The 22662-nt window shown below is 74.4% G+C and carries 18 protein-coding genes; 4 read left to right on the top strand and 14 right to left on the bottom strand.

Translation table 11 applies throughout. The features are described from left to right. Window positions 1-50: 50 nt before the first annotated feature. Window positions 51-3431, bottom strand: a complete 3381-nt coding sequence (locus ACGFZ2_RS06305; RefSeq protein ID WP_393450760.1) for a S8 family serine peptidase — start codon at window positions 3429-3431, stop codon at window positions 51-53. Window positions 3432-3528: 97 nt separating this feature from the next. On the opposite strand from ACGFZ2_RS06305, the gene ACGFZ2_RS06300 reads away from it, so the two are divergent. After that, window positions 3529-4086: a sugar O-acetyltransferase gene (locus ACGFZ2_RS06300; protein WP_393261339.1), complete on the top strand. Its 558-nt coding sequence runs from the start codon at window positions 3529-3531 to the stop codon at window positions 4084-4086. Window positions 4087-4188: 102 nt separating this feature from the next. After that, window positions 4189-6816, top strand: coding sequence for a hypothetical protein (locus ACGFZ2_RS06295; protein WP_393450757.1), 2628 nt, complete (start codon window positions 4189-4191; stop codon window positions 6814-6816). 31 nt (window positions 6817-6847) lie between these two features. On the opposite strand, the gene ACGFZ2_RS06290 is transcribed toward ACGFZ2_RS06295, so the two are convergent. The 5 genes from ACGFZ2_RS06290 to fdxA all read right to left on the bottom strand — a co-directional run bounded on the left by ACGFZ2_RS06290 (window position 6848) and on the right by fdxA (window position 10788). Next, a complete protein-coding gene (locus ACGFZ2_RS06290) occupies window positions 6848-7495 on the bottom strand; it encodes a nucleoside/nucleotide kinase family protein (RefSeq protein WP_393261344.1) in 648 nt (215 codons plus the stop codon). Continuing rightward, the gene (locus tag ACGFZ2_RS06285) at window positions 7495-8142 is read right to left on the bottom strand and encodes an SIMPL domain-containing protein (RefSeq protein WP_393261346.1); all 648 of its coding nucleotides are present in this window, start codon (window positions 8140-8142) and stop codon (window positions 7495-7497) included. Before ACGFZ2_RS06285 ends, ACGFZ2_RS06290 begins: the two co-directional genes overlap by 1 nt. Window positions 8143-8283: 141 nt before the next feature. Then, the gene (locus ACGFZ2_RS06280; RefSeq protein ID WP_393450754.1) at window positions 8284-9309 is read right to left on the bottom strand and encodes a prephenate dehydrogenase; all 1026 of its coding nucleotides are present in this window, start codon (window positions 9307-9309) and stop codon (window positions 8284-8286) included. A 49-nt stretch (window positions 9310-9358) separates the two neighbouring features. After that, a complete protein-coding gene (gene dapC, locus ACGFZ2_RS06275; RefSeq protein WP_393451441.1) occupies window positions 9359-10465 on the bottom strand; it encodes a succinyldiaminopimelate transaminase in 1107 nt (368 codons plus the stop codon). Next, window positions 10462-10788: a ferredoxin gene (gene fdxA / locus ACGFZ2_RS06270; protein WP_089005361.1), complete on the bottom strand. Its 327-nt coding sequence runs from the start codon at window positions 10786-10788 to the stop codon at window positions 10462-10464. The genes dapC and fdxA overlap by 4 nt, the downstream gene beginning before the upstream one ends. Window positions 10789-10867: 79 nt before the next feature. Here fdxA and ACGFZ2_RS06265 point away from each other — a divergent pair, with 79 nt between their 5' ends. After that, window positions 10868-11818, top strand: coding sequence for a GNAT family N-acetyltransferase (locus tag ACGFZ2_RS06265; protein ID WP_393450751.1), 951 nt, complete (start codon window positions 10868-10870; stop codon window positions 11816-11818). A gap of 183 nt (window positions 11819-12001) precedes the next feature. On the opposite strand, the gene ACGFZ2_RS06260 is transcribed toward ACGFZ2_RS06265, so the two are convergent. The 3 genes from ACGFZ2_RS06260 to mshB all read right to left on the bottom strand — a co-directional run bounded on the left by ACGFZ2_RS06260 (window position 12002) and on the right by mshB (window position 13932). Beyond that, window positions 12002-12469: a hypothetical protein gene (locus tag ACGFZ2_RS06260; protein ID WP_393450748.1), complete on the bottom strand. Its 468-nt coding sequence runs from the start codon at window positions 12467-12469 to the stop codon at window positions 12002-12004. 78 nt (window positions 12470-12547) lie between these two features. Beyond that, complete coding sequence (locus ACGFZ2_RS06255) at window positions 12548-12988, bottom strand: hypothetical protein (protein ID WP_393261687.1); 441 nt, start codon at window positions 12986-12988, stop codon at window positions 12548-12550. Between the two features lie 17 nt (window positions 12989-13005). Continuing rightward, complete coding sequence (gene mshB, locus ACGFZ2_RS06250) at window positions 13006-13932, bottom strand: N-acetyl-1-D-myo-inositol-2-amino-2-deoxy-alpha-D-glucopyranoside deacetylase (protein ID WP_393261356.1); 927 nt, start codon at window positions 13930-13932, stop codon at window positions 13006-13008. An 86-nt stretch (window positions 13933-14018) separates the two neighbouring features. Between mshB and ACGFZ2_RS06245 the strand changes: the two genes are divergently transcribed. Beyond that, the gene (locus ACGFZ2_RS06245; protein WP_393450745.1) at window positions 14019-16160 is read left to right on the top strand and encodes a prolyl oligopeptidase family serine peptidase; all 2142 of its coding nucleotides are present in this window, start codon (window positions 14019-14021) and stop codon (window positions 16158-16160) included. A gap of 137 nt (window positions 16161-16297) precedes the next feature. On the opposite strand, the gene ACGFZ2_RS06240 is transcribed toward ACGFZ2_RS06245, so the two are convergent. The 5 genes from ACGFZ2_RS06240 to ACGFZ2_RS06220 form a co-directional block, all read right to left on the bottom strand. Next, window positions 16298-18040, bottom strand: a complete 1743-nt coding sequence (locus ACGFZ2_RS06240; protein ID WP_393450742.1) for an ABC transporter substrate-binding protein — start codon at window positions 18038-18040, stop codon at window positions 16298-16300. Window positions 18041-18198: 158 nt separating this feature from the next. Next, window positions 18199-19185, bottom strand: a complete 987-nt coding sequence (locus ACGFZ2_RS06235; RefSeq protein WP_393261362.1) for an ABC transporter permease — start codon at window positions 19183-19185, stop codon at window positions 18199-18201. A gap of 9 nt (window positions 19186-19194) precedes the next feature. Next, a complete protein-coding gene (locus tag ACGFZ2_RS06230) occupies window positions 19195-20202 on the bottom strand; it encodes an ABC transporter permease (RefSeq protein WP_393450739.1) in 1008 nt (335 codons plus the stop codon). Further along, entirely contained in the window at window positions 20199-21365 is a 1167-nt protein-coding gene (locus ACGFZ2_RS06225) for a dipeptide ABC transporter ATP-binding protein (protein WP_393450736.1), read from the bottom strand. The genes ACGFZ2_RS06230 and ACGFZ2_RS06225 overlap by 4 nt, the downstream gene beginning before the upstream one ends. Then, window positions 21362-22417: an ABC transporter ATP-binding protein gene (locus tag ACGFZ2_RS06220; RefSeq protein WP_393261689.1), complete on the bottom strand. Its 1056-nt coding sequence runs from the start codon at window positions 22415-22417 to the stop codon at window positions 21362-21364. The genes ACGFZ2_RS06225 and ACGFZ2_RS06220 overlap by 4 nt, the downstream gene beginning before the upstream one ends. Between the last annotated feature and the right edge of the window lie 245 nt (window positions 22418-22662).

The raw sequence follows: 22662 nt of genomic DNA, 5'->3' as shown, positions 1-22662 counted from the left end.
GGCCGCCCCTCCGGGTCCGCGGCCGGCCGCGGACCCGGAGGGGGTACGCCTCACCGCAGGCGGTACGCCTGGATGACGCGCTGGGTGACCGTGTTGCCGGCGGTGTCCCGGGCGGTGGCCCGCAGCGAGACGTGTCCGGCGCCGACCGGGTGCTCGACGATGGCCGTCCAGCCGTCCCCGCCGGGCCGGACCCGGGCCGGCTGCCAGGTCTTCCCGCCGTCGTAGGAGACGTCGACGGTCAACGCGGCCACCCGGGCCGACGGTGCGCCCGGCTGCCGCTGCACAAGCACCGGGATGGCGAAGGTGCGCCCGGCCGGGGCCGCGTGGTCCTGGTCGAGCCGGGGCGCGAAGCGGATCGCCGACACCGGCAGTGCGGCCGGGTCGTCCCCGGCGACGTGCCGGGACCGGAACGTCCACGTCGCCGCGACCTCGGTGGCGAGGTCGGTGAAGCTCCGCTTCGACAGCACCTCCAGCCGGTAGTCCGCCGCGCCGGGCGGCACCTCGAACCGGCCGTACGCCGGTTCCGGGGTCTCCCCGACCAGCTCGCCGTCGCGGTAGAGGGCGGTGCGGGCGGTGTCGGCGACGGAGCCGCCGGGGTGCCCCTCGGCGTCACCGTGCAACGGTACGCCGACCTCGATGTGGTCGCCCTGGCGGGTGATCGCGGCCCCCGGGAGGGACGGCCCGTACGGCGCGCCGTTCCAGCTCTCCCGGTAGTGCCGGCCGGCCCGCAGGCTCCGCTCCTCGGAGACGAGCACGGCCTTGACGTCGGTCCAGCCGTCCTCGGTCGGCACCCCGAAGTTCAGCTCGGAGGACCAGCGCACGCCCCGCGTGTTGTAGTGCTCGACCCGCTGCCCCGGCGTCGCGGTGGGCAGGACGACCGCCCAGCCGCCGACGTCGGGCTCCAGGTGCGGGAAGACCATCCGCTCGGTCACCAGCCCGGACGGTGCGGCCCGGAACCGGTGGGTGACGGTCGCCAGGTCCTTCGCCCGATAGTCCCGGACGAAGCCGGTCGGCATCCGGCCGGGCGTCGCCTCGCTGAGGGCGTAGAGGTAGGGGCTGCTGGCGGCCTCCCGGTCGGCCCACTGGCTGCTGATCGTGGCGACGAAGCGCTCCCCGGACACCGACCGGCCGAGACCGGCGCTGAAGAGACCGTCGAAGTCGGAGGCCAGCAGGCCGAAGCCGTAGCTGCCCTCGTCGAGGAGGAAGTTCGCGCCGGTGTCGACCAGCACCGGGGTGGCCGCGCCCTGCGGGACGCTCATCCGGACCGGCCTGCCCTGCCGGGCGTCCACGGTGACCCGGGTGTCCCCGGCGACCACCAGCTCCGGCTGGACGATCTGCGTGACCCCGGCGAACTGCTCGCCGTCCAGCTCGAACACGAGGCTGTTCAGGCCGTACCGGCCCTTCGGCAGCCGCAGCTCGGCGGTGCCGTCCGGGTCGTACACGTCGTACGTGGCGAATCCGTCCAGCGAGACCAGCGTGGTGCCGTGCTCGCCGACGGCCGCGCCGTCCCGGCCCAGGTGGCGGACCGTCACGTTGTAGCTCTCCACCTCCCGGTGCACGGCCAGCGGGGTGACCGCCACCGTGTCGCCGGAGCGGGCGACGACCCGGCCGGTGTAGTGGCCGTCCGGCCCGTCGACCCGGGTGTCGGCGGTGACGGTGGCGCTCGCCGTGCCGCCGGCCGGCACGCTGACCCGCTCGGCGTCGAGCGCGAACATGCCGGCCGGGGCCGGCTCGCCGTCCGGGCGGCTCACCTCGACGGCCAGGTCCAGGGTGACCGCGGCCGGGCCGTCGTTGCGCCAGGTCACCGTGCGGGTGATCGGGGTGTCGTCGTGGTGGGGCCAGAGCGCCCGGCCGAAGGAGACGCTCGGCGGGTCGCTGGTCACCGTCTGGCCGATCGCGCGGGCCACGTCGACCCGCCCGGCCCCCTGCTGGTACGCGGTCAGCTCCGGGCGGGGTTTCGCCGAGGCCATCAGGGTGGCCTTGAGCCGGCCGGCGGTCCAGTCGGTGTGCTGCTGGGCCAGCAGCGCCACCGCGCCGGTGACGTGCGGGGCGGCCATCGACGTGCCGGACAGGGCGACGTACCCGTCCCCGGCCGGCTCGCCGATCACCCCGTCCCGGCTGCGCGCCGCGACGATCCCCACGCCGGGGGCGGTGAGGTCCGGCTTGAGCCCGTCGTCGCCGACCCGGGGGCCACGGCTGGAGAAGTTGGCGAGGCTGTCGTCCCGTTCGACGGCACCCACCGAGAGGGCGGCGTCGGCGGTGCTGGGGGAACTGACCGGGGCGAAGGTGCCGTCGTTGCCGGCGCTGATCACGAAGAGGGCGCCGGTCTGCGCGGTGAGCGCGTTGACGGCCTCCTCCAGCGGGTCGATCTCCGGGGTGTCGAAGCCACCGAGACTCAGGTTGACCACGTCGGCCCGCTGCTCGACCGTGGCCCACTGCATGCCGGCGAGGATCGCCGACTCGGGGCAGCCGTACGTCTCGCAGACCTTGCCGTCGAGCAGCGTCGCGTCGGGGGCCACGCCCCGGTGCCGGCCACCGGAGGCGGCGCCGCTGCCGGCGATGATCGAGGCGACGTGGGTGCCGTGCCCGACCACGTCGCCGGACGCGGCCTCCTCGGTGAAGTTGTGCGCCTGCGCCACCCGGCCGGCCAGGTCCGGGTGGGTGGCGTCCAGCCCGGTGTCCAGCACCGCCACCCGCACGCCCCGGCCGGTGAGACCGGCCTGGTGGGCGGCCGGCGCGCCGATCTGCGGCACGCTGCGGTCGAGGGTGATCCGCCGCCGGCCGTCGAGCCAGATCCGGTCGACACCCCCCGCCGCGCCGACCCGAGCCCCGGCGGCGGTGACCGCCGCCCACACCTGGCCGGCCCGGTCCTTGGCCGCCGTCGCGGCGACCCCGCGGACGGCGGGCAACTCGCGGGTGACGGTCACCCCGGCCGGCGCCGCCACACGCCGGGCGGCGCCCGACCCGCCGGTGATCAGCACCGGCAGGTCGTCGCGGCGGGCGTCGTCGTAGCCGGCCTCGATCAGCCCGGTGACGTCGAACAGCCGCCGGTCGACCCGCCCCGCCTGGATCGGCGCCACCGCGTCCTGCGGCACGACGCTGAGCCGGCCCTGCTCGCGGCGGGTCAGGAAGCGGATCCTCTCGCGCCCCGGCCCGGGACGCACGCTCGCCCCGGCGCCGGTCACGGTGACCCGGTCCCCGGTGATCAGGGTGACGGTGGTGGGACGGCTGCCCGGCTGCGGCGCCGGGGCTGCGGCACCGGGGCCGGCGGTCGGGTCAGGACGGGCGGCGGGGCCGACGGGCGCCTGGGCCACGGCCATTCCCGGAGTGCCGAGCACCAGGCCGAGCACGAGACCGAGACCGGCCAGTTTTCTTGTTCGCTGCAACGGATCCTCCTCGTCGGGCGTTACTACCTGTGGAGAGACGCGCATTGACGGTCATCATATTTACATACCGGGTATGCAAAATGAAGACGCGAAGATGACGAACCAACCAACGGACGTGCCCGCCCTCCGGGAAGATCGACCGGTGACCTCCATGAAGGAACGCATGCTGGCCGGCGAGCCGTACATCGCCAACGAGCCGGAGATCGTCGCCGACCTGGACCGCGCCGCGCGGCTGATGGAACGCTTCAACACCAGTCCCGCAGCCGACCCCGAGGGCCGGCTCGCGGCCCTGCGCGACCTGCTCGGCGAGGTGGGCGAGGAGGCCTGGGTGCGGCCACCCTTCCACTGCGACTACGGCTGGCAGATCCGGATCGGGCCGCGCAGCTTCGTCAACTTCAACGCGGTCTTCCTCGACGTCGCCCCGATCACCATCGGCGCCGACGTCCAGATCGGACCGAACGTGCAACTGCTCACCCCCACCCACCCCGTCGAGCCCGGGCCGCGCCGCGACAAGTGGGAGGCGGCCAAGCCGATCACCATCGGCGACAACGTCTGGCTCGGCGGCGGCGCGATCGTGCTCGCCGGTGTCACCGTCGGGGAGAACACCGTCGTCGGCGCGGGTGCCGTCGTGACGAAGGACCTGCCGGCCAACGTCGTCGCGTTGGGTAATCCGGCTCGCGTCGTACGCCAGCTCGACTGACCCCCGATCAAGCCCACCACCTGCACAAACGTCCATCCGCGACTGGCGCGGACAACCCGTCCACGGCACTGTGGGTGGTGACGTCGTCACCAGGAGGCGGGGATGATCGGTCGGGTGCTCGAACTGCGCGTGCACGGGGTCTCCAACACGCCCCCGGGCCAGATCCTCGGCCTGCGGCCCGCGCCGGGGGCCGACCCGCCCCCGCCGTGGCGCGTCGCGGGCGACCCGGTCACCGGCTTCTACCGCTCCCCCGCCGCCGGGCCGGACGACCCGATCGTCGTCGAGGCGTACAGCTGGGGGCAGTTGACCTCCGGCGGGCGGACCGCGCGTGACGTGGAACGGGCGCTGTGGACGCTGCTGCTGCCCTTCACCCTGGCCAACGTCGCGCTGCACGCCCGGCCGGGCATCCCGGCGGACCCGGACGACGAACGCCCGGCCGGCAGGTCGGGGGTCACCGCCTGGTTGATCCGGCTGTTCTGCCTGAGCCTCACCGGCACGCTCGCGCTCACCTTCACCGGTGTCGGCGTCGACCTCGTGGGCTGGCAGTGCGTCGATGAGGACTGCCTGCGCCGGATCCCCGGCCCCTGGGAGTTCCTCGGGCAGGGCTGGTGGAGCGAGGACGCGCGGCCCCTCGCCGTCGGCCTGCTCGCACCGCTCGGCGTGCTGGCCCTGCTCGGGCTGGTGAGCTGGCGGACCTACCAGTACGAGGCGCAGATGCCGGCCGAGCCGGTCCCCCTCACCGGCGCCCGGCCGCCCGACGGGACCCCGACGGGCGAGCCCGGGCAGCCCGTGCCGGAGCCACCGGCGCCCGAGCCGCCACCCGGCCCGCTGGGCAACCCGCTCCAGCACCCCACCTTCTGGGACGGGGAGGGGCAGCTCCGCCGCGCGGCCGTGCTGCACCTCTGCACCGGCGCCGTCGTGGCCGCCGCCGTACCGCTCGGCGCGGTCCTCGCGATGGACCCGCCCCACGGCGCCCGGGCCGCCGTCGCCTGGCCCACCGTGGCCGCGCTCGCCGCCGCCGTGCTGATCGCGGTCGTGGCGCTCGCGCGGCCCTGGCTGACCCGGCGCGCCGGCCGCACCCCGCTCGGCCGCTGGAGCGTGGCGGTCGCCGTGCTCACCGGCGCCGGGCTGGCGGGCACCCTGCTGATCCTGCTGCTGCCCGACGGGCCCGCGGGCACCCCGCTGGCCGACCTGCGCCAGGTTCCCGGCTGCGGCCGGCAGCCCGCCGCGCCACCGTGCCCGGCCGACCGGTCGCTGCCCGGCGTCGACCGGGTCGTCGCCTGGCTCGGCACCGGGCAACTGCTGCTGCTGATCGCGATCGGGTCGGTGAGCCGGTCGGGGCGGCGGGCACTCGCCGCGCCGGCGGCGGCCGCCCTGCTGCTCGCCCTCGGCGTCGCCTGGATCGCGGGCCGACTGCCCGGGATCCCGCCCGCGCCTCCGCCGTTGGAGGTCTGGATGCTCGCCGTCGGGGTCGTCGCGCTCGCCGCGACCGGCCTGCTGCTGCCGCGCGTGCCGACGCCGGCCGAGCGGCAGCCGCCGGAGCCCCACACCGACCTGGCCTGGGGCGGCCGGGCCCCGGCGCTCATCGCCGGCTTCGGCTGGGTGCTTTGCGTCTCCTACTGCGCCGGCCTGCTCTACTGGGTCACCGGCCGGCTCGGCGGCGGCGCGACGGCCGACGCGGTCTCCCCCGTGACGCCCCCGGTCCCGGTGACCTGGGCCGGGCTCGCGTTCGCCGTCGCCCTGCTCACGCTCGTCGCCACGGCCGCCCGGGCCGGCCTGATCTTCCTCCGCCTGCGCCGCCACGAGTACGCGGAGCTGGTGCCCGCCGGTCACCGGCTCTCCGGCCACGACCTGCGGCGCTGCCGGCAGGCGAGCGCCTGGCGGGCGCTGCACCGCCTGGTCGGCGAGCACGCGGTGCGACTGGTCGGCCGCTACGCCGCCGCGTCCGGGGTGCTGGTCACCCTCGGCTACGCCGCCGCGCTCTCCGGCGGCCGGCCCCACCCCACGGCGGCGACCGGCGGCGCCGCCGTGGTCGAGTGGATCTCCGGCGTGGGCGACCGGATGCTCGGCTGGCTGCCGGTGCTCGTCGGCGCGGTGGGTCTGCTGGTCTACCGGAACGACCTCGTCCGCCGCTCGGTCGGCGTGCTCTGGGACGTCGGCACCTTCTGGCCCCGGGCCGCGCACCCGCTCGCCCCGCCCAGCTACGCCGAGCGGGCCGTGCCCGAGTTGCAGACCCGTACGGCCGGGCTGCTGGCGCTGGACGAGCACGACCCCCGGGCCGTGGACGGGATCATCCTCTCCGGGCACAGCCAGGGCACGGTGATCTGCGCCGCGGTGATCCTCCAGCTTCCCGCCCGGTCGCGGCGGCGGATCTGGTACTTCTCCTACGGCTGCCAGCTCACCCGGCTCTACGGGCGCGTCTTCCCGGCGTACTTCGGGCCCGACCGGCTGCCGGTGCTGGCCGACGCGCTCACGCCGCCCGGTGGGCGCAGCCGCTGGACCAACTTCTGGCGGGCCACCGACCCCCTCGGCTGGCAGGTGACGGCGGGGGAACGCGAGGTCGCCGTACGCGACCCGGAGGCGCTGCACCCCAGCGACGGGGAGGTGGCCGACCCGCCGATCCGCAACCACAGCGGCTATCCGGAGGCGGCCGAGTTCCAGCGGGAGCGCTCGCGGGTGGCGCGGCTGCTGCGGCGGGGCGTGCCAGCGCCCCGGCGCGGCGCCGGCTGACCCCGGCCGGTGGCGGTGGGCGGGGCGCGGGTCAGGCCGGCGGCGGCTCGTCGAGCCGGACGACCAGGTCGGCGGCGTGCGCGGTGCCCGCCACCAGGGCGGCGTTGGCCTCGTCGCTGCCCGTCGCCCACGCCCGGGCCTGCTCCGCCGACCGCCCGTACGCCTGGTGCCGGGCCGTCAGCCGGCGCAGCCGCAGCTCGACGTCCAGGTCGAGGAACCACGCCTCGTGCAGCAACGACCGCACCTCGTCCCAGGGCGGCGCGCCCAGCAGCAGGTAGTTGCCCTCGGTGACCACCAGCCGCACCGACGGCGGCACCTCGATCGCCCCGGCCACCGGCTCCTCCAGGTCCCGCCGGAACGCCGGCGCGTAGACGGCGGTCGGCTCCAGCCGGCGCAGTCGCCGCAGCATCGAGACATAGCCGTTGGCGTCGAACGTGTCGACGGCGCCCTTGCGCTCGGCCCGGCCCAACCGGTGCAGCTCGGCCTGGGCCAGGTGGAAGCCGTCCATCGGCACCAGCCGGGCGGCGGGGCCGACCGCCTCGACGATCCGCTCCGCCAGCGTGGACTTGCCCGCGCCGGGCGCCCCGGCGATGCCGAGCAGCTGACGCGGGCCGGCGTCGGCGAGGGCGCGCGCCCGCGCGACCAACTCGTCGACCCCGACGACCCGGGCGGCCGTCATCAGCCGAGAACCGGCTCGCTGATCGCGAACCGCGCCTGCACCGCCGCCTGCGCGGTCTGCGGCTGCGGGTCGAGCTCCAGCTCCGGCGGCCCGCCCTCGACGCCGCCGCCCATCCCGTACGCCATCCGGCTCATCATGGGCCGCTCCGCCGCGCCCACGTCAGCCAGCTCGATCAGGGCGGTCACCCGGGCGCCGAGCGCCTCCGCGTATTCGCGGGCGCGCAACAGCGCGTCGGCGATCGCGGCGTGCCGGGCCTCCCGGTGGGCCGGGCTGTCCGGCCGCAGCGACCACCACGGCCCGGCCACCTCGACCTGGTCCTGGTCGGCCAGGCGCAGCATCAGGTCGCCGAGCGCGGTGAAGTCGCTGACCGTCACGGTGGTCGCCACGCTGCCGTGGTACGCGACCACGCGCTCGCCGGAGCGCCGGGTCTCCGGCCGGACCCGCAGCTCGCCGGTCTCCCGCCGGTCGATCGCGGGGCCGTAGCCGTCGAGCAGCACCCGGACGGCGGCGGCCCGCTCGGCCAGTCGGGTCAGGGTGGCCTCCCGGTCCCGGTCGCGGGCCGTGGCGGTCACCGTGAACCGGGCGATCTCGGGAGGGACCTCCCGGTACGCCTCGCCGCGCACCGCCACCACCGGCCCGTCCACCATGCCCTCACCCTAACCGCGCTCCCGCCCGCCCGCCCGCCACGCGCGGGAAGCGACGCGCGCGACGACCGGCCGACGTGCCGCGGCGCGCCGACCGTCCTCGGCGCCGGTTCGCGGGTGCAGGAGACCCTGCGGGCCGCCCGGTCAGGCGGGGTCGGCGGATGCCGGGAGGTGGCCGGTGTAGGCGACGGTGCCGGGGCCGACGCGGCAGCCGGTGAGGTGCCCGCCCGCCTCGCCCAGCGCCAGCAGGTACGCGAGCTCGTCGGCGTGGTCCCCGCTCGTCGGGAACTCCCGCCGGGACGCGTGCAGGTCCCGGTCGAGCAGGGCCGTCCGCAGGTCGCGGGCCTGCCGGTAGCCCTCGACGAGCGCGTCCAGGTCGTCGCCGACCAATGCCGCCGACAACTCGTCCAGGTAGGCGCGCACCCGGTCGAGCTGCCGGACGACCTGCTCGCGGTTGTGGAACAACATGTCCGCGGTCCGCTTCGCGGGCGTACCGGCGATCCGGGTGCCGTCCCGGAAGCTGCCCGCGGCGAGCCCGAGCACGGCGTCCCGGACGTCCGACCGGGCCACCGCCCCGGCGAGGCTGCCGGCCAGCAGGTGGGGGACGTGGGACGACAGGGCCACCACCGCGTCGTGCACGGATGGGGACATCGGCACCACCCGGGCCGCGAAGACGTCCACGACGAGGCCGGCCAGGAGCCGGAACGCGTCGATGCCCTCCGGCTCCGGGCAGAGCACCCAGGCCGCCCCCTCGAACAGCGCCGGCACGGCGGCGGTCAGCCCGAACCGCTCCGTGCCGGCCATCGGGTGCCCGGGGACGAACCGGCCGGTCAGGCCGCGCTCGACGGCGAAGGCCGCCAACCCGCCCTTGGTGCTGCCCACGTCGGTGACCACGCAGCCCTCGGGCGTGTGGGCGGCGACGGTGACCAGGGCGTCCGGCAGGGTCGGCAGCGGCCCGCAGAGGAACACCAGGTCACGGTCGCGCACCGCCTCGACCAGTTCGTCGGGGAAGGCGATCCCCCGCCGGCGCCCCTCCGCCCGGGTGGCCTCGTCGGGATCCCAGCCGGCGACGTCCACGCCCGCCTCGTGCAGCCGCACCAGGATCGACCCGCCGATGAGGCCGGTGCCCACCACGGCGGCCCGCAACGGCCCGCCGGGTCTCTCACGCATCAGGCACCTCGGCGTTTCGGTCGGTACATGTCGAGGACGCCGGCCGTGCTCAGCCGCGCAGCCGGCCGGCGACCGCCGCCACGTGCGCGTCGGACGCGGTCAGCGCCACCCGGACGTGCTGCCGGCCGGCCGGGCCGTAGAGGGTGCCGGCGGCGGCCAGGATGCCCCGGCGGGCCAGCCAGTCGACCGTCTCCCAGCCGTCCTCACCCCGGGTCAGCCAGAGGTAGAGGCCCGCCTCGGAGTGCTCGACGGTGAAGCCGGCCCCGGTGAACGCGGCGTGCAGGATCTCCCGCCGGGCCCGGTAGCGCTCCCGCTGCTCGTCGGCGTGCCGCTCGTCGCGCAGCGCGGCCACCATCGCGGCCTGCACGGGCGCGGGCACGATCATGCCGGCGTGCTTGCGGACCTTGAGCAGTTCCGCCACGAGCGCCGGGTCACCGGCGACGAACCCGGCCCGGTAGCCGGCCAGGTTGGACCGCTTGGAGAGCGAGTGCACCGCCAGCACGCCGTCGTACGACCCGCCGCAGACCTCGGGCGAGAGCACCGAGACCGGCTCGGCGGACCAGCCCAGGGGCAGGTAGCACTCGTCGCTGGCGACCACCGCGCCGCGCTCCCGGGCCCAGTCGACCACCTTGCGCAGGTGGGCCGCCGGCAGTACCCGCCCGGTCGGGTTGCCCGGCGAGTTGACCCAGACCAGGCGCACCCGGGGGGTCGGGCCGACCGCGGTCAGCGAGTCGGCGCGCACGACGGTGGCCCCGACGAGCCGGGCGCCGTCCTCGTACGTCGGGTAGGCGACCGACGGCACCACGACGACGTCACCGGGGCCCACCCCGAGCAGGGTGGGCAGCCAGGCGACGAGTTCCTTGGTGCCGATCGTCGGCAGCACGCCGAGGCCGTCGACGCCCGCCCCGCAGGCCCGCGCGACCCACGCGGCGATCGCCTCGCGCAGCGCCGGCGTGCCGGCGGTCAGCGGGTAGCCCGGGGCGTCCGCCGCCTCGGCGAGCGCCCGCCGGATCACCTCGGGCACCGGATCGACCGGCGTGCCCATGGAGAGGTTGATCAGGCCCTCCGGGTGCGCCGCGGCCAGCGCGGCCGCGGCGTCCAGGGTGTCCCAGGTGAACTCGGGCAGCCGCGACGAGACCGGCACGGGACGGTTCAGTGTCCCTCGCCGCGCGGCGGCTGCGCGGCGACGAAGGACGCGTCCTTCTCCACCTTGCCGATCTTCGAGGCGCCACCGGGCGAGCCCAGGTCCTCGAAGAACTCGTAGTTGGCGCCGGTGTAGTCCTTCCACTGCTCCGGGACGTCGTCCTCGTAGAAGATCGCCTCGACCGGGCAGACGGGCTCACAGGCACCACAGTCGACGCACTCGTCGGGGTGGATGTAGAGCATCCGGTTGCCCTCGTAAATGCAGTCGACCGGGCACTCCTCGATGCATGCCTTGTCGAGCACATCCACGCACGGCTCGGCGATGATGTAGGTCACCGGTCTTCTCCTCCGCAAGACACGCCGCGATCACCCGCGACGGTAAGAGCCTAGTATCTCGCCGGGGAGGGGGTCGATCGTGCTCCGACAGCAGGATGTGGGACACCGGATCGTGGTTCGCCGGATTGTGGGGATTCGCGAAGGCCGGCCCCTCTTCTCGGACGCCCTCGGCGAGCTGGTCGAGCTGAGCGAGACCCATCTCACTCTCGCCACCGCACAGGGCCGGCTCCGGGTCCCGGTGGCCGAGGTGCACCGGGCCAAGCGGGTGCCGCCGACCCGCCGGCCCACCGCCGCGGCCGTGGTCGAGCTGGAACTGGCCGCCGACGAGGCGTGGCCCGCCGCAGTCCGGGGTCGGCTCGGGGACTGGCTGCTGCGCGCGGCCGACGGCTGGACCGGCCGGGCCAACTCGGCGCTGCCGGTCGGCGACCCGGACCGGCCGCTGCCCGCCGCGCTCGACGCGGTGGAGCGCTGGTACGCCGACCTCGGCCAACCGGCGCTGGTCAACACCCCGCTGCCGCTCGCCGCCCCGGTCGGCGCCGAACTGGACGCGCGGGGCTGGGGCAGCGGCCCGCCCGTGCTGGTGCAGACCGTGCCCCTGGCGGGGCTGCCGCCGGCCGCCGCCGGGTCACCGCCGGTCGAGCTGGCCACCGCGCCGTCGGACGACTGGCTCGCCGTCGTCGCGGGCCGCAAGGGCGGCCTGCCGGACGCCGCCCGGCACGTGCTCACCGCCGTGGGCCAGGTCCGCTTCGCCCACGTGTACGCCGACGGCGCGCTGGTCGCCATCGGCCGCGGCACGGTCACCGGGTCGGGGCGCTGGCTCGGGCTCAGCCTGATCGAGGTGCGGCCCGAGGCGAGGCGGCAGGGCCTGGCGGGCCGGGTCATCCGCGCGCTCGCCGACTGGGGCGCCGCGACCGGCGCCTCGCGCGCCTTCCTCCAGGTCGAGCAGCGCAACACCCCGGCGGTGGCCCTCTACCGGGCTCTCGGCTTCACCACCCACCACACCTACCTGACCCGCACCGCCCCGCACTGACCGCGTCGCCTTCCGCCGCGTACGGGAGGCGCGCCCGGCATCCGGGCCGCGCCCTCTGGGCGGGGGCCCTGCCCCATCTGTGGGGCAGCTCGACAGGAGCCGCACAGGGCCATGCTGCCGCCACGAGCGCCAGGGCCGGTCCCGGCGCGGCCGGCGCGCGCCCGTGGACCGGAGCCGCGCGGGTCAGCGACGGACGACCTTGCGGGGCTTGGTGGCCTTCAGCTCGGCGTACCGCTTGAGGGACTGCGAGCGGTGGTCGAGGCCGAGCGCCGTGAGCAGCAGGTAGCCGAGCAGCACCCCGACGCCGGTGGCCGCGAGGTAGAGCCAGATCTGGGCGAAGAACGTGCCCGCGCCCCCGCCGAACGGGTTCTCCCCGACCAGCAGCGGCCCGACCAGCACCGTCAGCAGCAGCGCGACGCCGACCGCGGCGGCCATGTCGGACCCCCAGGCGGCGACCGGCCGACGCCTGCCCCAGAGGAAGGCGACCACGGCCAGCACCAGCCCGATCACCGCGAACATCCCGAGCGACACCCGGTCGGCGGCGGCGGTGTCGTCACCGTCGAAGCCGAACCGGATGACCAGCCGGGCGACCACGTTGACCCCGAACAGCGCGATCGCGAGTATCCCGATCGCGCGCCACCGCTCCCTCATCGCACGCCTCCCGCCGTACCGCCCGCCTCCGCGGCGGGCTTCCTGGCAGGAATGTCTACCACCGGATCCGGTGTCTCGTCAGTCCCCCGGACGGACGGGCGGCGGCGCCAGGACCTGCCGGAAGCCCATCACCGCGAAGGTCATCGCGCCGGCCACGATCATCGCCAGGCCGACCCAGTTGTCGCCGGCGACGAGCAGGTCCCCCTCGGTGGTGCGGACCGCCGCGACCGCCATCAGGACGAACCAGGGCAGCGCGGGCAGCGCCACCGCCCAGCGACGGCCGACCGCCTCGTGGGCGAACCAGCTCAGCGCGATGTTGGCGGCGACGGCGAGGACCACCGAGAGGCCGATCAGCTGCCCGCCGACCCGGAGCGTGGCGAGCAGCAGCTCCAGCACACCGGTCAGCACCCCGCCGAGGACGGCGACCAGCCCGCCGGCCACCCGCAGGGCCAGGTCGAGCAGCAGCCGGGACCGGCCGGGCGGCGGTGGCGGGGCGCTCTCCTCGGGGACGACCGACATCGGCGCGGCGGGCGGTGTCACCGGAGGCCGGCCGCCCCGACCGGGGACCGGTCCGGGCCGTCGGCGACATCGAGCCCGGCGAAGAGGTCGTCCTCCCAGCCGTACGGCCCGCTGCCCGGGCCCTTCCCGCCCACCGCGAGGGTGTAGTACTCCACGCCCATGAACTCGCTGCCGAAGTTGCCGGCGATCGAGTAGAGCCAGGAGGTGTCGGGGATCTGGGTGGCGTGCGCGCGCATCGCCGCCTCCTTGGCGGCATGCTGGTCGGTGGCGTCGATCCGCGCCGCGATCTGCGCGTCGGGCGTGCAGAACGGCAGCTCGGTGGCCTGGTCGATGCCGGCGAAGGGGTTGTCCGACGAGTCGGCGAAGTGCTCCATGCCGGCTTCCAGGACGCTCTGCGGCATGGCCGTCCAGTAGACCTTGGCCGGGGCGAGGCCCTCGGCGCGGGCCAGCTCGACGGCGCGCATCGTCACCCGGTGCGCCTGGATGTGGTCGGGGTGCCCGTAGAAGCCGTTGCCGTCGTACGTGACGACGACCTGCGGGCGTACCTCCCGCATGATCTCCACCAGGTGGCCGGCGGCCTCGTCGAGGTCGGCCTGCCAGAAGGCCCGGGGGTGCTCGTTGGTGGCGAGCCCCATCATGCCCGAGTCGCGGTAGCGGCCGGCGCCGCCGAGGAAGCGGTGGTCGGTGACGCCGAGCGCGGCGCACGCGGCGTTCAGCTCGGCGATCCGCCACCCGCCGAGCTGGTCGGCCTCGGCGGCGGCGAGCTGGGCCAGCGCCGGCACGTGGATCTCGCCCTCCTCGCCGAGCGTGCAGGTCACCAGGGTGACGTGGGCACCGGCGGCGGCGTAGTGCGCCATCGTCGAGCCGGTGCCGATGGACTCGTCGTCGGGGTGCGCGTGGACCAGCAGGAGGCGGCGGTCGGGCAGCGTCGTCACGGTGGTCACTCTATCCGGCGGTTCTCCTCCGCCGGCCGTGACGCGTCCACGCAGGTCGGCCACATCACCCCCGGCGCCGCTCTACGATCTGGCCTGTGGACTTTCCGGAGCTGGCCGCCCGCACCCGCCGGTTCAGCCGCGGAGCGCCGCGCGCGGTCGCCGTGGCCGACGACGGCTCCCGGGTGGTCTTCCTGCGCTCGGCCGGCCCGGAGGACCCGGCCGACGCGCTCTGGCTGCTGGACGTGGCGACCGGCGAGGAACGGCTGGTCGCCGACCCGGCGGCGCTGCTCGGGGCGGACGTCGACGTCGACGCGCTCAGCCCGGGCGAGCGCGCGCTGCGCGAGCGGCTGCGGCTGAGCGCCTCCGGCATCGGCTCGTACGCGCTGGACGCCGCCGGCCGGGTGGCGGTCTTCGCGCTGGCCGGGCGGCTGTTCCGGGCCGACCTGGTGCACGGTGACGTGGTCGAGGTGGCCACCGTCGGCCCGGTGCTCGACCCGCGGCCCGACCCGACCGGGCAGCGCCTGGCGTACGTGACCGACGCCGCCGAGGGGGTCCGCCGGGGTCAGCTGCGGGTGGTCGAGCACGACGGCACGGACACCCTGCTGGCCGGCGAGGACTCCGGGGTGACCTGGGGGTTGGCCGAGCACATCGCGGCCGAGGAGTTCGACCGGTTCCGCGGCTACTGGTGGGCGCCCGACGGGCGCTCCGTGCTGGCCGCCCGGGTGGACGAGTCCCGGCTGGACCGCTGGCACCTGCACGACCCGGCCGACCCGGCGAGCCCGCCGACCACGGTCGCGTACCCCCGGGCGGGCGGCCCGAACGCCGAGGTCAGCCTGCACCTGCTCGACCTCGACGACGGCTGGGTCGACGTGCACTGGGACCGGGAGACCTACCCGTACCTGACCGCGGTGCACTGGGCCGACGGCGGGCCGCTGATCACCGTGCTGCGCCGTTCCCAGCAGCACGGCCTGGTGCTCGCGGTCGACCCGCGTACCGGCGAGACGCAGGTGCACGCCGAGCTGGCCGACCCGCGCTGGGTGGAGCCGATCCCCGGCACCCCGGCGCACCTGCCGGACGGCCGGGTGCTGGTCGGCGGGGAACTGGCCCACGACGGGTACGACGCCCGCTGCCTCTTCGCCGACGGCACCCTGCTCACCCCGCCGTCGCTCTACGTGCGGCGGGTGGTGGGGCGGCTGCCCGGCGGCACCGGCCCGGCCGACCTGCTGGTGGAGGCGAGCGACGGGGAGCCGAGCGAGCGGCACCTGTTCCGGGTACGCACCACGATCGGCGGCGGCGTCGACGCCCGCCGGATCACCACCGACCCGGGCTGGCACACCGCCGCCGTCGGCGGGAACGTCCTGGTGGTGGGCAGCGCCTCGCTCGACCACCCGGGCACCCGGTGGACGGTGTGGCAGGGCGAGCGCGAGGTGGGCGTGCTGCGTTCGCTCGCCGCGACCCCGCCGTATTCTCCGCTGCCGCTGCTGGAGCGGGTCACCGACCGGCGGCTGCCGACGGCGGTGCTCTACCCGGACAACTACGTCACCGGGCGGCGGCTGCCGGTGCTGCTGGACGTCTACGGCGGGCCGGGGCACCAGGAGGTGCTGGCCGCCCGCTCGGCCTGGCTGGAGCGCCAGTGGTGGGCCGACGCCGGCTTCGCGGTGGTCACCGTCGACAACCGCGGCACCCCGGGCGTGGCCCCCTCCTTCGAGAAGGCGATCCACCGGCGGGTGGCCGACGTCGTGCTGCTCGACCAGGTGGACGCACTCACCGCGTTGGCTGGCAAGCACCCCGACCTCGATCTCGGCCGGGTGGCCGTGCGCGGCTGGTCGTTCGGCGGCTGGCTGGCGGGGCTGGCGGTGCTGCGGCACCCGGAGCTGTTCCGGTGCGGCATCGTCGGGGCGCCGGTCACCGACTGGGCGCTGTACGACACCGCGTACACGGAGCGCTACCTTGGCCTGCCGGACGACGGCACGGACATCTACGCGCACCACTCGCTGGTGGAGCTGGCCGGCGAGCCGGTGACCGATCCGGAGTCGGCCCGGCCGCTGCTGCTGGTGCACGGCCTGGTCGACGACAACGTGGTGGCCGCGCACACCCTGCGCCTTTCGGCGGCGCTGCTGGCGACCGGCCGGCCGCACTCGGTGCTCCCGCTGACCGGGGCCACCCACATGGCCGCCGGCGGCACCGCGGAACGCCTGCTCAGGCTGGAGCTGGACTTCGTCCGCCGGCACCTGTAAGGAAGGGCACCTTGTTAACGCCTGCGGTAGAGGAAGGGGCCCTTCCTAACACGACGGGCGGCGCGGGGCGGATGCGCGGAGGCCCCGGTCGACGACGTTGTCGACCGGGGCCCGTCCGTGCGGTTGGTGCCTGAGGGTTACTTCTTGACGTACGCGTTCACGAAGGCCGGGTAGCCGAAGACGCTGGAGACGAAGACCCCGCCGGCCTTGGAGCCGTGCACGAGGTAGGCCACGTCGACGTAGAGCGGCACGACCGGGGCGTGCTCCTTCATGATCCGCTCGTCGAGCTTGGCCCACTCCGGGCCCTGCTCGCCCGGCGGCAGGGCCAGGATCCGGTCGAACTCGGCGTTGATCGCCGGGTCGTTGAAGTACGCGCTGTTGCTGTTGCCCTCGGCCTTGATGGTGCGGCCGTCGTAGAGCACCGGCAGGATCGAGGCGCCGCTCGGCCAGTCCGCCGCCCAGTTACCGATGTACAGGTCCCAGGGGTTGTCCTTCTTCTTGACCTCGTCGAGCTTCGAGTCGTCCGGGATGTTACGGACCGTGATCTTGAAGCCGGCCCGCTCCAGGTTGCCCTTGAGCTGGGTGGCCATCTGCTGCTCGGTCGTGTTGTCCGCGACGCCCAGGACCAGCTCCGGCGTCTGGCCGCCGAGCAACTCCTTGGCCTTGTCGACGTTGCCGTTGGCGCCGGCCGGGTACGCGTCGAACGCCTTGTAGCCGATCGTCGACGACGGCATCAGCGTGGTCATCGGGGAGGCGACGGTCTGCCCGCCGACGGACTTGATCAGGCCCTCGCGGTCGATGGCGTAGTTCAGCGCCTGGCGGACCTTCAGGTCCTTCACCCGCTGGTTGTTGATGACGAGCTGGTTGGAGCTCGGCGTCGGGGAGAGGATGGTCCGCTCCTTGAGCGCCGGGTCGTTGGCGACCTTGGCGACCAGCGAGGCGGGCACGTAGTTGAAGGCGACGGCGCTCTGGTCGGCGCCGTTGTCGGCGATCACCCGGTTGTTCGCGGCGTCGGCCGTCGCGCCGAAGCTCCAGACGAACTGGTCCGGGTACTGGTGCCGCACCGGGTCGGTGTTCGGGTCCCAGTGCGGGTTGCGGTCCAGGGTGATCTGCACGCCGACCTGGTTCTTGGCGATCTTGTAGGGACCGGACGAGAACGGCTGGTGGTCCAGGTTGACGCCGGTGTCCTTGTCGGCCGGCAGCGGCGCGGTGGTCGGCAGCGAGACCGCGAACGGCAGGTCACAGCGGGGCTTGGCGAACTCGAAGCGCAGGGTCTTCGCGTCCGGGGTGCTCAGGCCCGGGGGCAGCGAGGTCTTGTTCTTCTTGAAGTCCCACTTGGTGTCGAACTGCGGGCTGTCGGCCAGCCACTCCTGGATGTAGGTGGGGCCGCCCGACAGGTCCGGGTCGAAGGAGCGGGCGATGCCGTACGCGATCTCCTTGGAGGTGATCGGGCGGCCGTCCTCGAACTTGACCCCGTCCTTGATCTTGAATTCCCAGACCTTGCAGTCGTTGTTGACGTTGGTGCCCGGCGTCTCGGCCAGGTCGCCGACGAGGACCAGGCTGCCCTTGCCGTCGTCCTTCCACGTGGTCAGGTAACGGGAGAACAGCGGCGACGTCATCAGGCCGGCGAACGAGTACGTCCGCTGCGGGTCCAGGTGGGAGATGGGGGTCTCCCGGATGATCGTGAAGGTGCCGCCCTTCTGGGCGCCCGGCACCTCGGCCGCCGGGCCCTTGGAGTCCTTCGGGTCCGTCGCGATGACCCCGGTCTGCTGCCGGTTGGTGTCCACCGTGGTGCCCTCGCCCGTGTTCTCCGAGCACGCACCCAATGCCACAACCAGAGCGATCGCGCCGCCTGCGGCGGCCGCCACGCGTGGTCGCATCTCCTACCTCCTCCACCCAGGTGCCGCCGGGCGTGAACGCCGACGTCCCGAGGATCGTAAAGAAGAAAACCTACGAGTTGTGTAACAGTTGTCGATAAATTTCACCGCCATCCGACCGGCGGACACCCGGGGCGGGCACGCCGGCCGGGACGGGCGGTTCACCCGAGCCGTACGCGGGGGTCGATGGCGGCGTAGAGCAGGTCGACCAGCACGTTGGCGAGCACCACGAAGACCGCCGAGATGAGCACGGTCGCCATGATGGTGGGCAGGTCGCCGGCGCGCACCGCCTCGACGGCGGTCCGCCCCAGCCCCTGGATGCCGAAGGTGGTCTCGGTGATCACCGTGCCGCCCAGCGCCGCCCCGACGTCCAGGCCGGCGATGGTGACCACCGGGGTGATCGCGGCGCGCAGCGCGTGCCGCCCGTACACCTTCGGTTTCGCCAGGCCCTTCGCCCGCGCGGTGCGCACGAAGTCCTCGGAGAGCGTCTCCAGCATCTGCGCCCTCGACAGCCGGGCGTAGATGGCGGAGAAGAGGAAGGCCAGCGCGACCCAGGAGAGCACCAGGCCGCTGGCCCACTTCAGGGGATTGTCGAAAATCGACGTGTAGCTCGGCACGGGCAGCAGGCGCAGGTTGTAGACGAAGACCAGCAGCAGCACCGCGCCGACGAAGTAGAGCTGCAGCGAGGCACCGGTCAGCGAGAAGCCGATCGCGGCCCGGTCGAGCCAGGTGCCCCGGCGCAGCGCCGAGACCATGCCGAGGCCGACGCCGAGCAGCAGCCAGAGGATCGCCGCCGGGATCACGATGCTCAGCGTCACCGGCAGCACCCGGGCGATGGTGTCCAGCACCGCCTCGTTGTTGACGTACGACCAGCCCAGGCAGGGCGCGTCGCACCGGCCGCCCTGGGCGCTGCCCAGGTCCCGCCCGGTGAAGATGCCCTTCATGTAGCCGGCGTACTGGGTGATCAGCGGGTCGCGCAGGCCCAACTCCTCGCGGACCCGCTCCAGCCGCTCGGGGTTGCAGTTCTTCGGGCACATGCCGCTGACCGGGTCGCGGGGCAGCGCGAAGAACATCAGGAAGGTCAGCACGCTCACCGCGAACAGGGTGAGCACCGCGGAGAAGATCCGCTTGATCAGGAAGCGCGCCATCGGAAACCCCTACCGGGACGACTTCGGGTCGAGCGCGTCGCGCAGCGCGTCGCCGAAGAGGTTGAACGCGAACACGAGCGCGAAGATCGTGATGCCGGGGAAGAAGACGAACGCCGGGTCGGTCTGGAGGTAGTCCAGGCTCTGGTAGATCATCCGACCGAAGCTCGGCGTCTCCTCGGTCAGCCCGACCCCGATGAACGACAGCGCGGCCTCGCTGGTGATGAACTGCGGCACCGCCAACGAGAACGACACCAGGATCGGCGCCCAGATGTTCGGCAGCAGTTGCCGGAAGAGCATGTGCGCCAGCCCGGCGCCGCTGGCCTTGGCGGCCTCCACGAACTCCCGCTCGCGCAGCGCGATCACCTGGCCGCGGACCAGCCGGGCGGTGCCGGTCCAGCCGAAGATCGCGAAGACGGCGATCAGCACCCCGACCCCGAAGGCGGGCGAGACCGCGTCCCGCTCGCCGTAGAAGCGCAGCGTCAGGGTCGGGGTCAGGGCCAACGCGATGATCAGGAACGGCATGGCCAGGGTCAGGTCGGTGATCCAGTTGATCACCGCGTCGAGCCAGCCGCCGAGGTAGCCGGCGAGCGCGCCGAGCGCGATGCCGATGGCCGCCGTGATCACCGCCGCCGCGAAGGCGATCAGCAGCGAGGTACGCAGGCCGTACACCAGCCGGATGAAGATGTCCCGGCCGAGGTTGGGCTCCAGCCCGAAGAAGTGGTCCCCCGACACGCCACCGGCGTAGCCCAGCGGCATGCCGAAGCCGTCCAGCTTGGCCTGGAACTGGTCGCGCGGGCTGATCCCGTAGAACGCCTCGATCAGCGGCGCGGCGAGCGCCACCAGCACGAAGAAGACCAGCATCGCCCCGCTGGCCATCGCCGTCCGGTCGCGGCGCAGCCGGAGCATGGCGAGTTGGCCGGGCGACCGGCCGACGAAGCCCTTCTCCTTCGGCGCGTCGGCGCCGCCACCCGAGTCGATCTCGGCCAGCGCCACGCCCTCCACCGGGGACATGCTCATCTCGACACCTCCTCGACGCCCGCACCCGTGCCCGCCGGCTCGCCGCCCACGCCGTCCGCCGGCTCGCCGCCCGCGCCGTCCGCCGGCTCGCCGCCCGCGCCGTCCGCCGGCTCGCCGCCCACACCGTCCGCCGGCCCGGCGGCCGACGTCGCCGGCTGCCCGGCCGGGGCGGCCTCGACGGGCCCCCGCTCCGGGAAGTGGCAGGCCGCGGCCTGGCTTCCGCCGTCGCGGGGCACCAGCGCCGGCTCCTCGGTGGCGCAGATGTCCTGCGCCTTCCAGCAACGGGTGCGGAACCGGCAGCCCGACGGCGGGTTGAGCGGGGTGGGCACGTCGCCGGCCAGCCGGATCCGGCCGGCCGGGCCGAGCTTGGTGACGTCCGGGATCGCCGAGAGCAGCGCCCGGGTGTACGGGTGCTGCGGGCGCTCGTAGATGTCGTCCCGGTCGCCGATCTCGACGATCTTGCCGAGGTACATGACGGCGACCCGCTGGCAGAAGTGCCGCACCACGGCCAGGTCGTGCGCGATGAAGACGAACGCCAGGCCCAGGTCGCGCTGCAGGTCGCGGAGCAGGTTGACCACCTGCGCCTGGATCGACACGTCCAGGGCGGAGACCGGCTCGTCGGCGACGATCAGCTTCGGCCGCAGCGCCAGGGCGCGGGCGATGCCGATGCGCTGGCGCTGGCCGCCGGAGAACTCGTGCGGGTACCGGTTGTAGTGCTCCGGGTTCAGCCCGACCAGCTCCAGCAGCTCCTGCACGCGGGCCTTGATCCCGCCCGGCGGGTCGATCCCGTTGACCTGCAACGGCATCGCGACGATCCGGCCGACGGTGTGCCGGGGGTTCAGCGAGGCGTACGGGTCCTGGAAGATGATCTGAAGGTCCTGCCGCAGCGGGCGCAGCTCACGCCGGCCGGCGTGGGTGATGTCCCGCCCGGCGAACTCGATGCTCCCCGCGCTGGGCTCCAGCAGGCGGACCAGCATCCGGCCGGTCGTCGTCTTGCCGCAGCCGGACTCCCCCACCAGACCGAGCGTCTCGCCCGGGCGCACGTCGAAGTCCAGCCCGTCCACGGCCCGCACCAGGCCCGTGCTCCGCAGCCCGCTGCGCACCGGGAAGTGCTTGGCCAGCCCGCGCACCCGCAGCAGCGGCTCGACCGTCTCCACACTCATCGGGCAACCCCCACGTGGGCGATGTCCTCCGCGTACAACCGGGTCCGGTCGTCGGCGGAGAGGTGACAGGCCACCAGGTGGCCGGGCGCGCCCGCCGGGCGCAGCTCCGGGACCTCGGTGCGCGAGCGGTCGCCGTTGCGGTCGGCGTACCGGCAGCGCGGGTGGAAGGCGCAGCCGGGCGGGAGGTTGATCAGGCTGGGCGGGTTGCCCTTGATCGGCACCAGGTCCGCGTCCGCGTCGCCGTGCAGGGAGGGCACGCTGGAGAGCAGGCCCCAGGTGTACGGGTGCTGCGGCCGGCGGAGCACCTGCTCGACGCTGCCGTGCTCGACGGCCCGCCCGCCGTACATGACCAGCACCTCGTCGGCGACCTGGCTGACCACACCCAGGTCGTGCGTGATCATGATGATCGCGGAGTGGAACTCGGCCTGGAGGTCGGCCAGCAGGTCGAGGATCTGCGCCTGCACGGTCACGTCCAGGGCGGTGGTCGGTTCGTCGGCGATCAGCAGGTCCGGGTCGTTGACCAGCGCCATGGCGATCATCGCCCGCTGCCGCATGCCGCCGGAGAACTCGTGCGGGTACTGGTCGAAGCGGCGGGCCGGCTGCGGGATGCCGACCCGGCCCAGCATGTCCACCGCGCGCTGGCGGGCCTCGCGCTTGCCGGCCTTCGGGTGGTGCACCCGGTACGCCTCGGCGATCTGCCTGCCCACCGTGAAGTACGGGTGCAGCGCGGACAGCGGGTCCTGGAAGATCATCGCCATGTCCCGGCCGCGCAGCCGGCGTACCTCCTCCTCCGGCAGGCCGACCAGTTGGCGCCCGCCGACGGAGATCTCCCCGGTGATGGTGGTCCGCTTGGCGTTGTGCAGGCCGAGGATGGCCAGCGAGGTGACGCTCTTGCCCGAGCCCGACTCGCCGACGATGCCGAGCGTGCGCCCCCGCTCCACCGCGAAGGACACCCCGTCGACCGCGCGCACCACGCCGTCCTCGGTGTCGAAGCGGACCCGCAGGTCGCTCACCCGCAGGTACGGATCCTGGCCGGAGCGCTGCTCCGGCACGCTGGGGCGGCCCGGTTCCCCGGACGACGCCGACTCCGGACTGCCCACGACCGCCTCCCTCAGTGACGAAGAGAACCTACAGGAAATCACTGAGGGTGAAAATAAGCTACATAACCGAGGGCTGTCAGCGGGCCACAGCGTAACGACTCTGCAACGGGCTCCGACACCCCCACCAGCACATCCACCGCCACAACTGAAACATCCGACGCACCTCAGGTGCGACCATGGCTGCGTCAGTCACGGGA

The sequence above is a fragment of the Micromonospora sp. NPDC048063 genome (assembly GCF_043202855.1).
Lineage (GTDB): Bacteria > Actinomycetota > Actinomycetes > Mycobacteriales > Micromonosporaceae > Micromonospora.
The sequence above is the reverse complement of the archived record's forward strand: the minus strand, read 5'-3'. Positions and strand labels throughout refer to the sequence as shown.

What these genes read in the sequence shown, in the direction of transcription:
- ACGFZ2_RS06305 (WP_393450760.1), bottom strand. Translation starts at nt 3,431, where the DNA reads ATGCGCGTCTCTCCACAGGTAGTAACGCCCGACGAGGAGGATCCGTTG.
- ACGFZ2_RS06295 (WP_393450757.1), top strand. Translation starts at nt 4,189, where the DNA reads ATGATCGGTCGGGTGCTCGAACTGCGCGTGCACGGGGTCTCCAACACG.
- ACGFZ2_RS06290 (WP_393261344.1), bottom strand. Translation starts at nt 7,495, where the DNA reads ATGACGGCCGCCCGGGTCGTCGGGGTCGACGAGTTGGTCGCGCGGGCG.
- ACGFZ2_RS06285 (WP_393261346.1), bottom strand. Translation starts at nt 8,142, where the DNA reads ATGGTGGACGGGCCGGTGGTGGCGGTGCGCGGCGAGGCGTACCGGGAG.
- ACGFZ2_RS06280 (WP_393450754.1), bottom strand. Translation starts at nt 9,309, where the DNA reads ATGCGTGAGAGACCCGGCGGGCCGTTGCGGGCCGCCGTGGTGGGCACC.
- ACGFZ2_RS06260 (WP_393450748.1), bottom strand. Translation starts at nt 12,469, where the DNA reads ATGAGGGAGCGGTGGCGCGCGATCGGGATACTCGCGATCGCGCTGTTC.
- ACGFZ2_RS06255 (WP_393261687.1), bottom strand. Translation starts at nt 12,988, where the DNA reads ATGTCGGTCGTCCCCGAGGAGAGCGCCCCGCCACCGCCGCCCGGCCGG.
- ACGFZ2_RS06240 (WP_393450742.1), bottom strand. Translation starts at nt 18,040, where the DNA reads ATGCGACCACGCGTGGCGGCCGCCGCAGGCGGCGCGATCGCTCTGGTT.
- ACGFZ2_RS06235 (WP_393261362.1), bottom strand. Translation starts at nt 19,185, where the DNA reads ATGGCGCGCTTCCTGATCAAGCGGATCTTCTCCGCGGTGCTCACCCTG.
- ACGFZ2_RS06230 (WP_393450739.1), bottom strand. Translation starts at nt 20,202, where the DNA reads ATGAGCATGTCCCCGGTGGAGGGCGTGGCGCTGGCCGAGATCGACTCG.
- ACGFZ2_RS06225 (WP_393450736.1), bottom strand. Translation starts at nt 21,365, where the DNA reads ATGAGTGTGGAGACGGTCGAGCCGCTGCTGCGGGTGCGCGGGCTGGCC.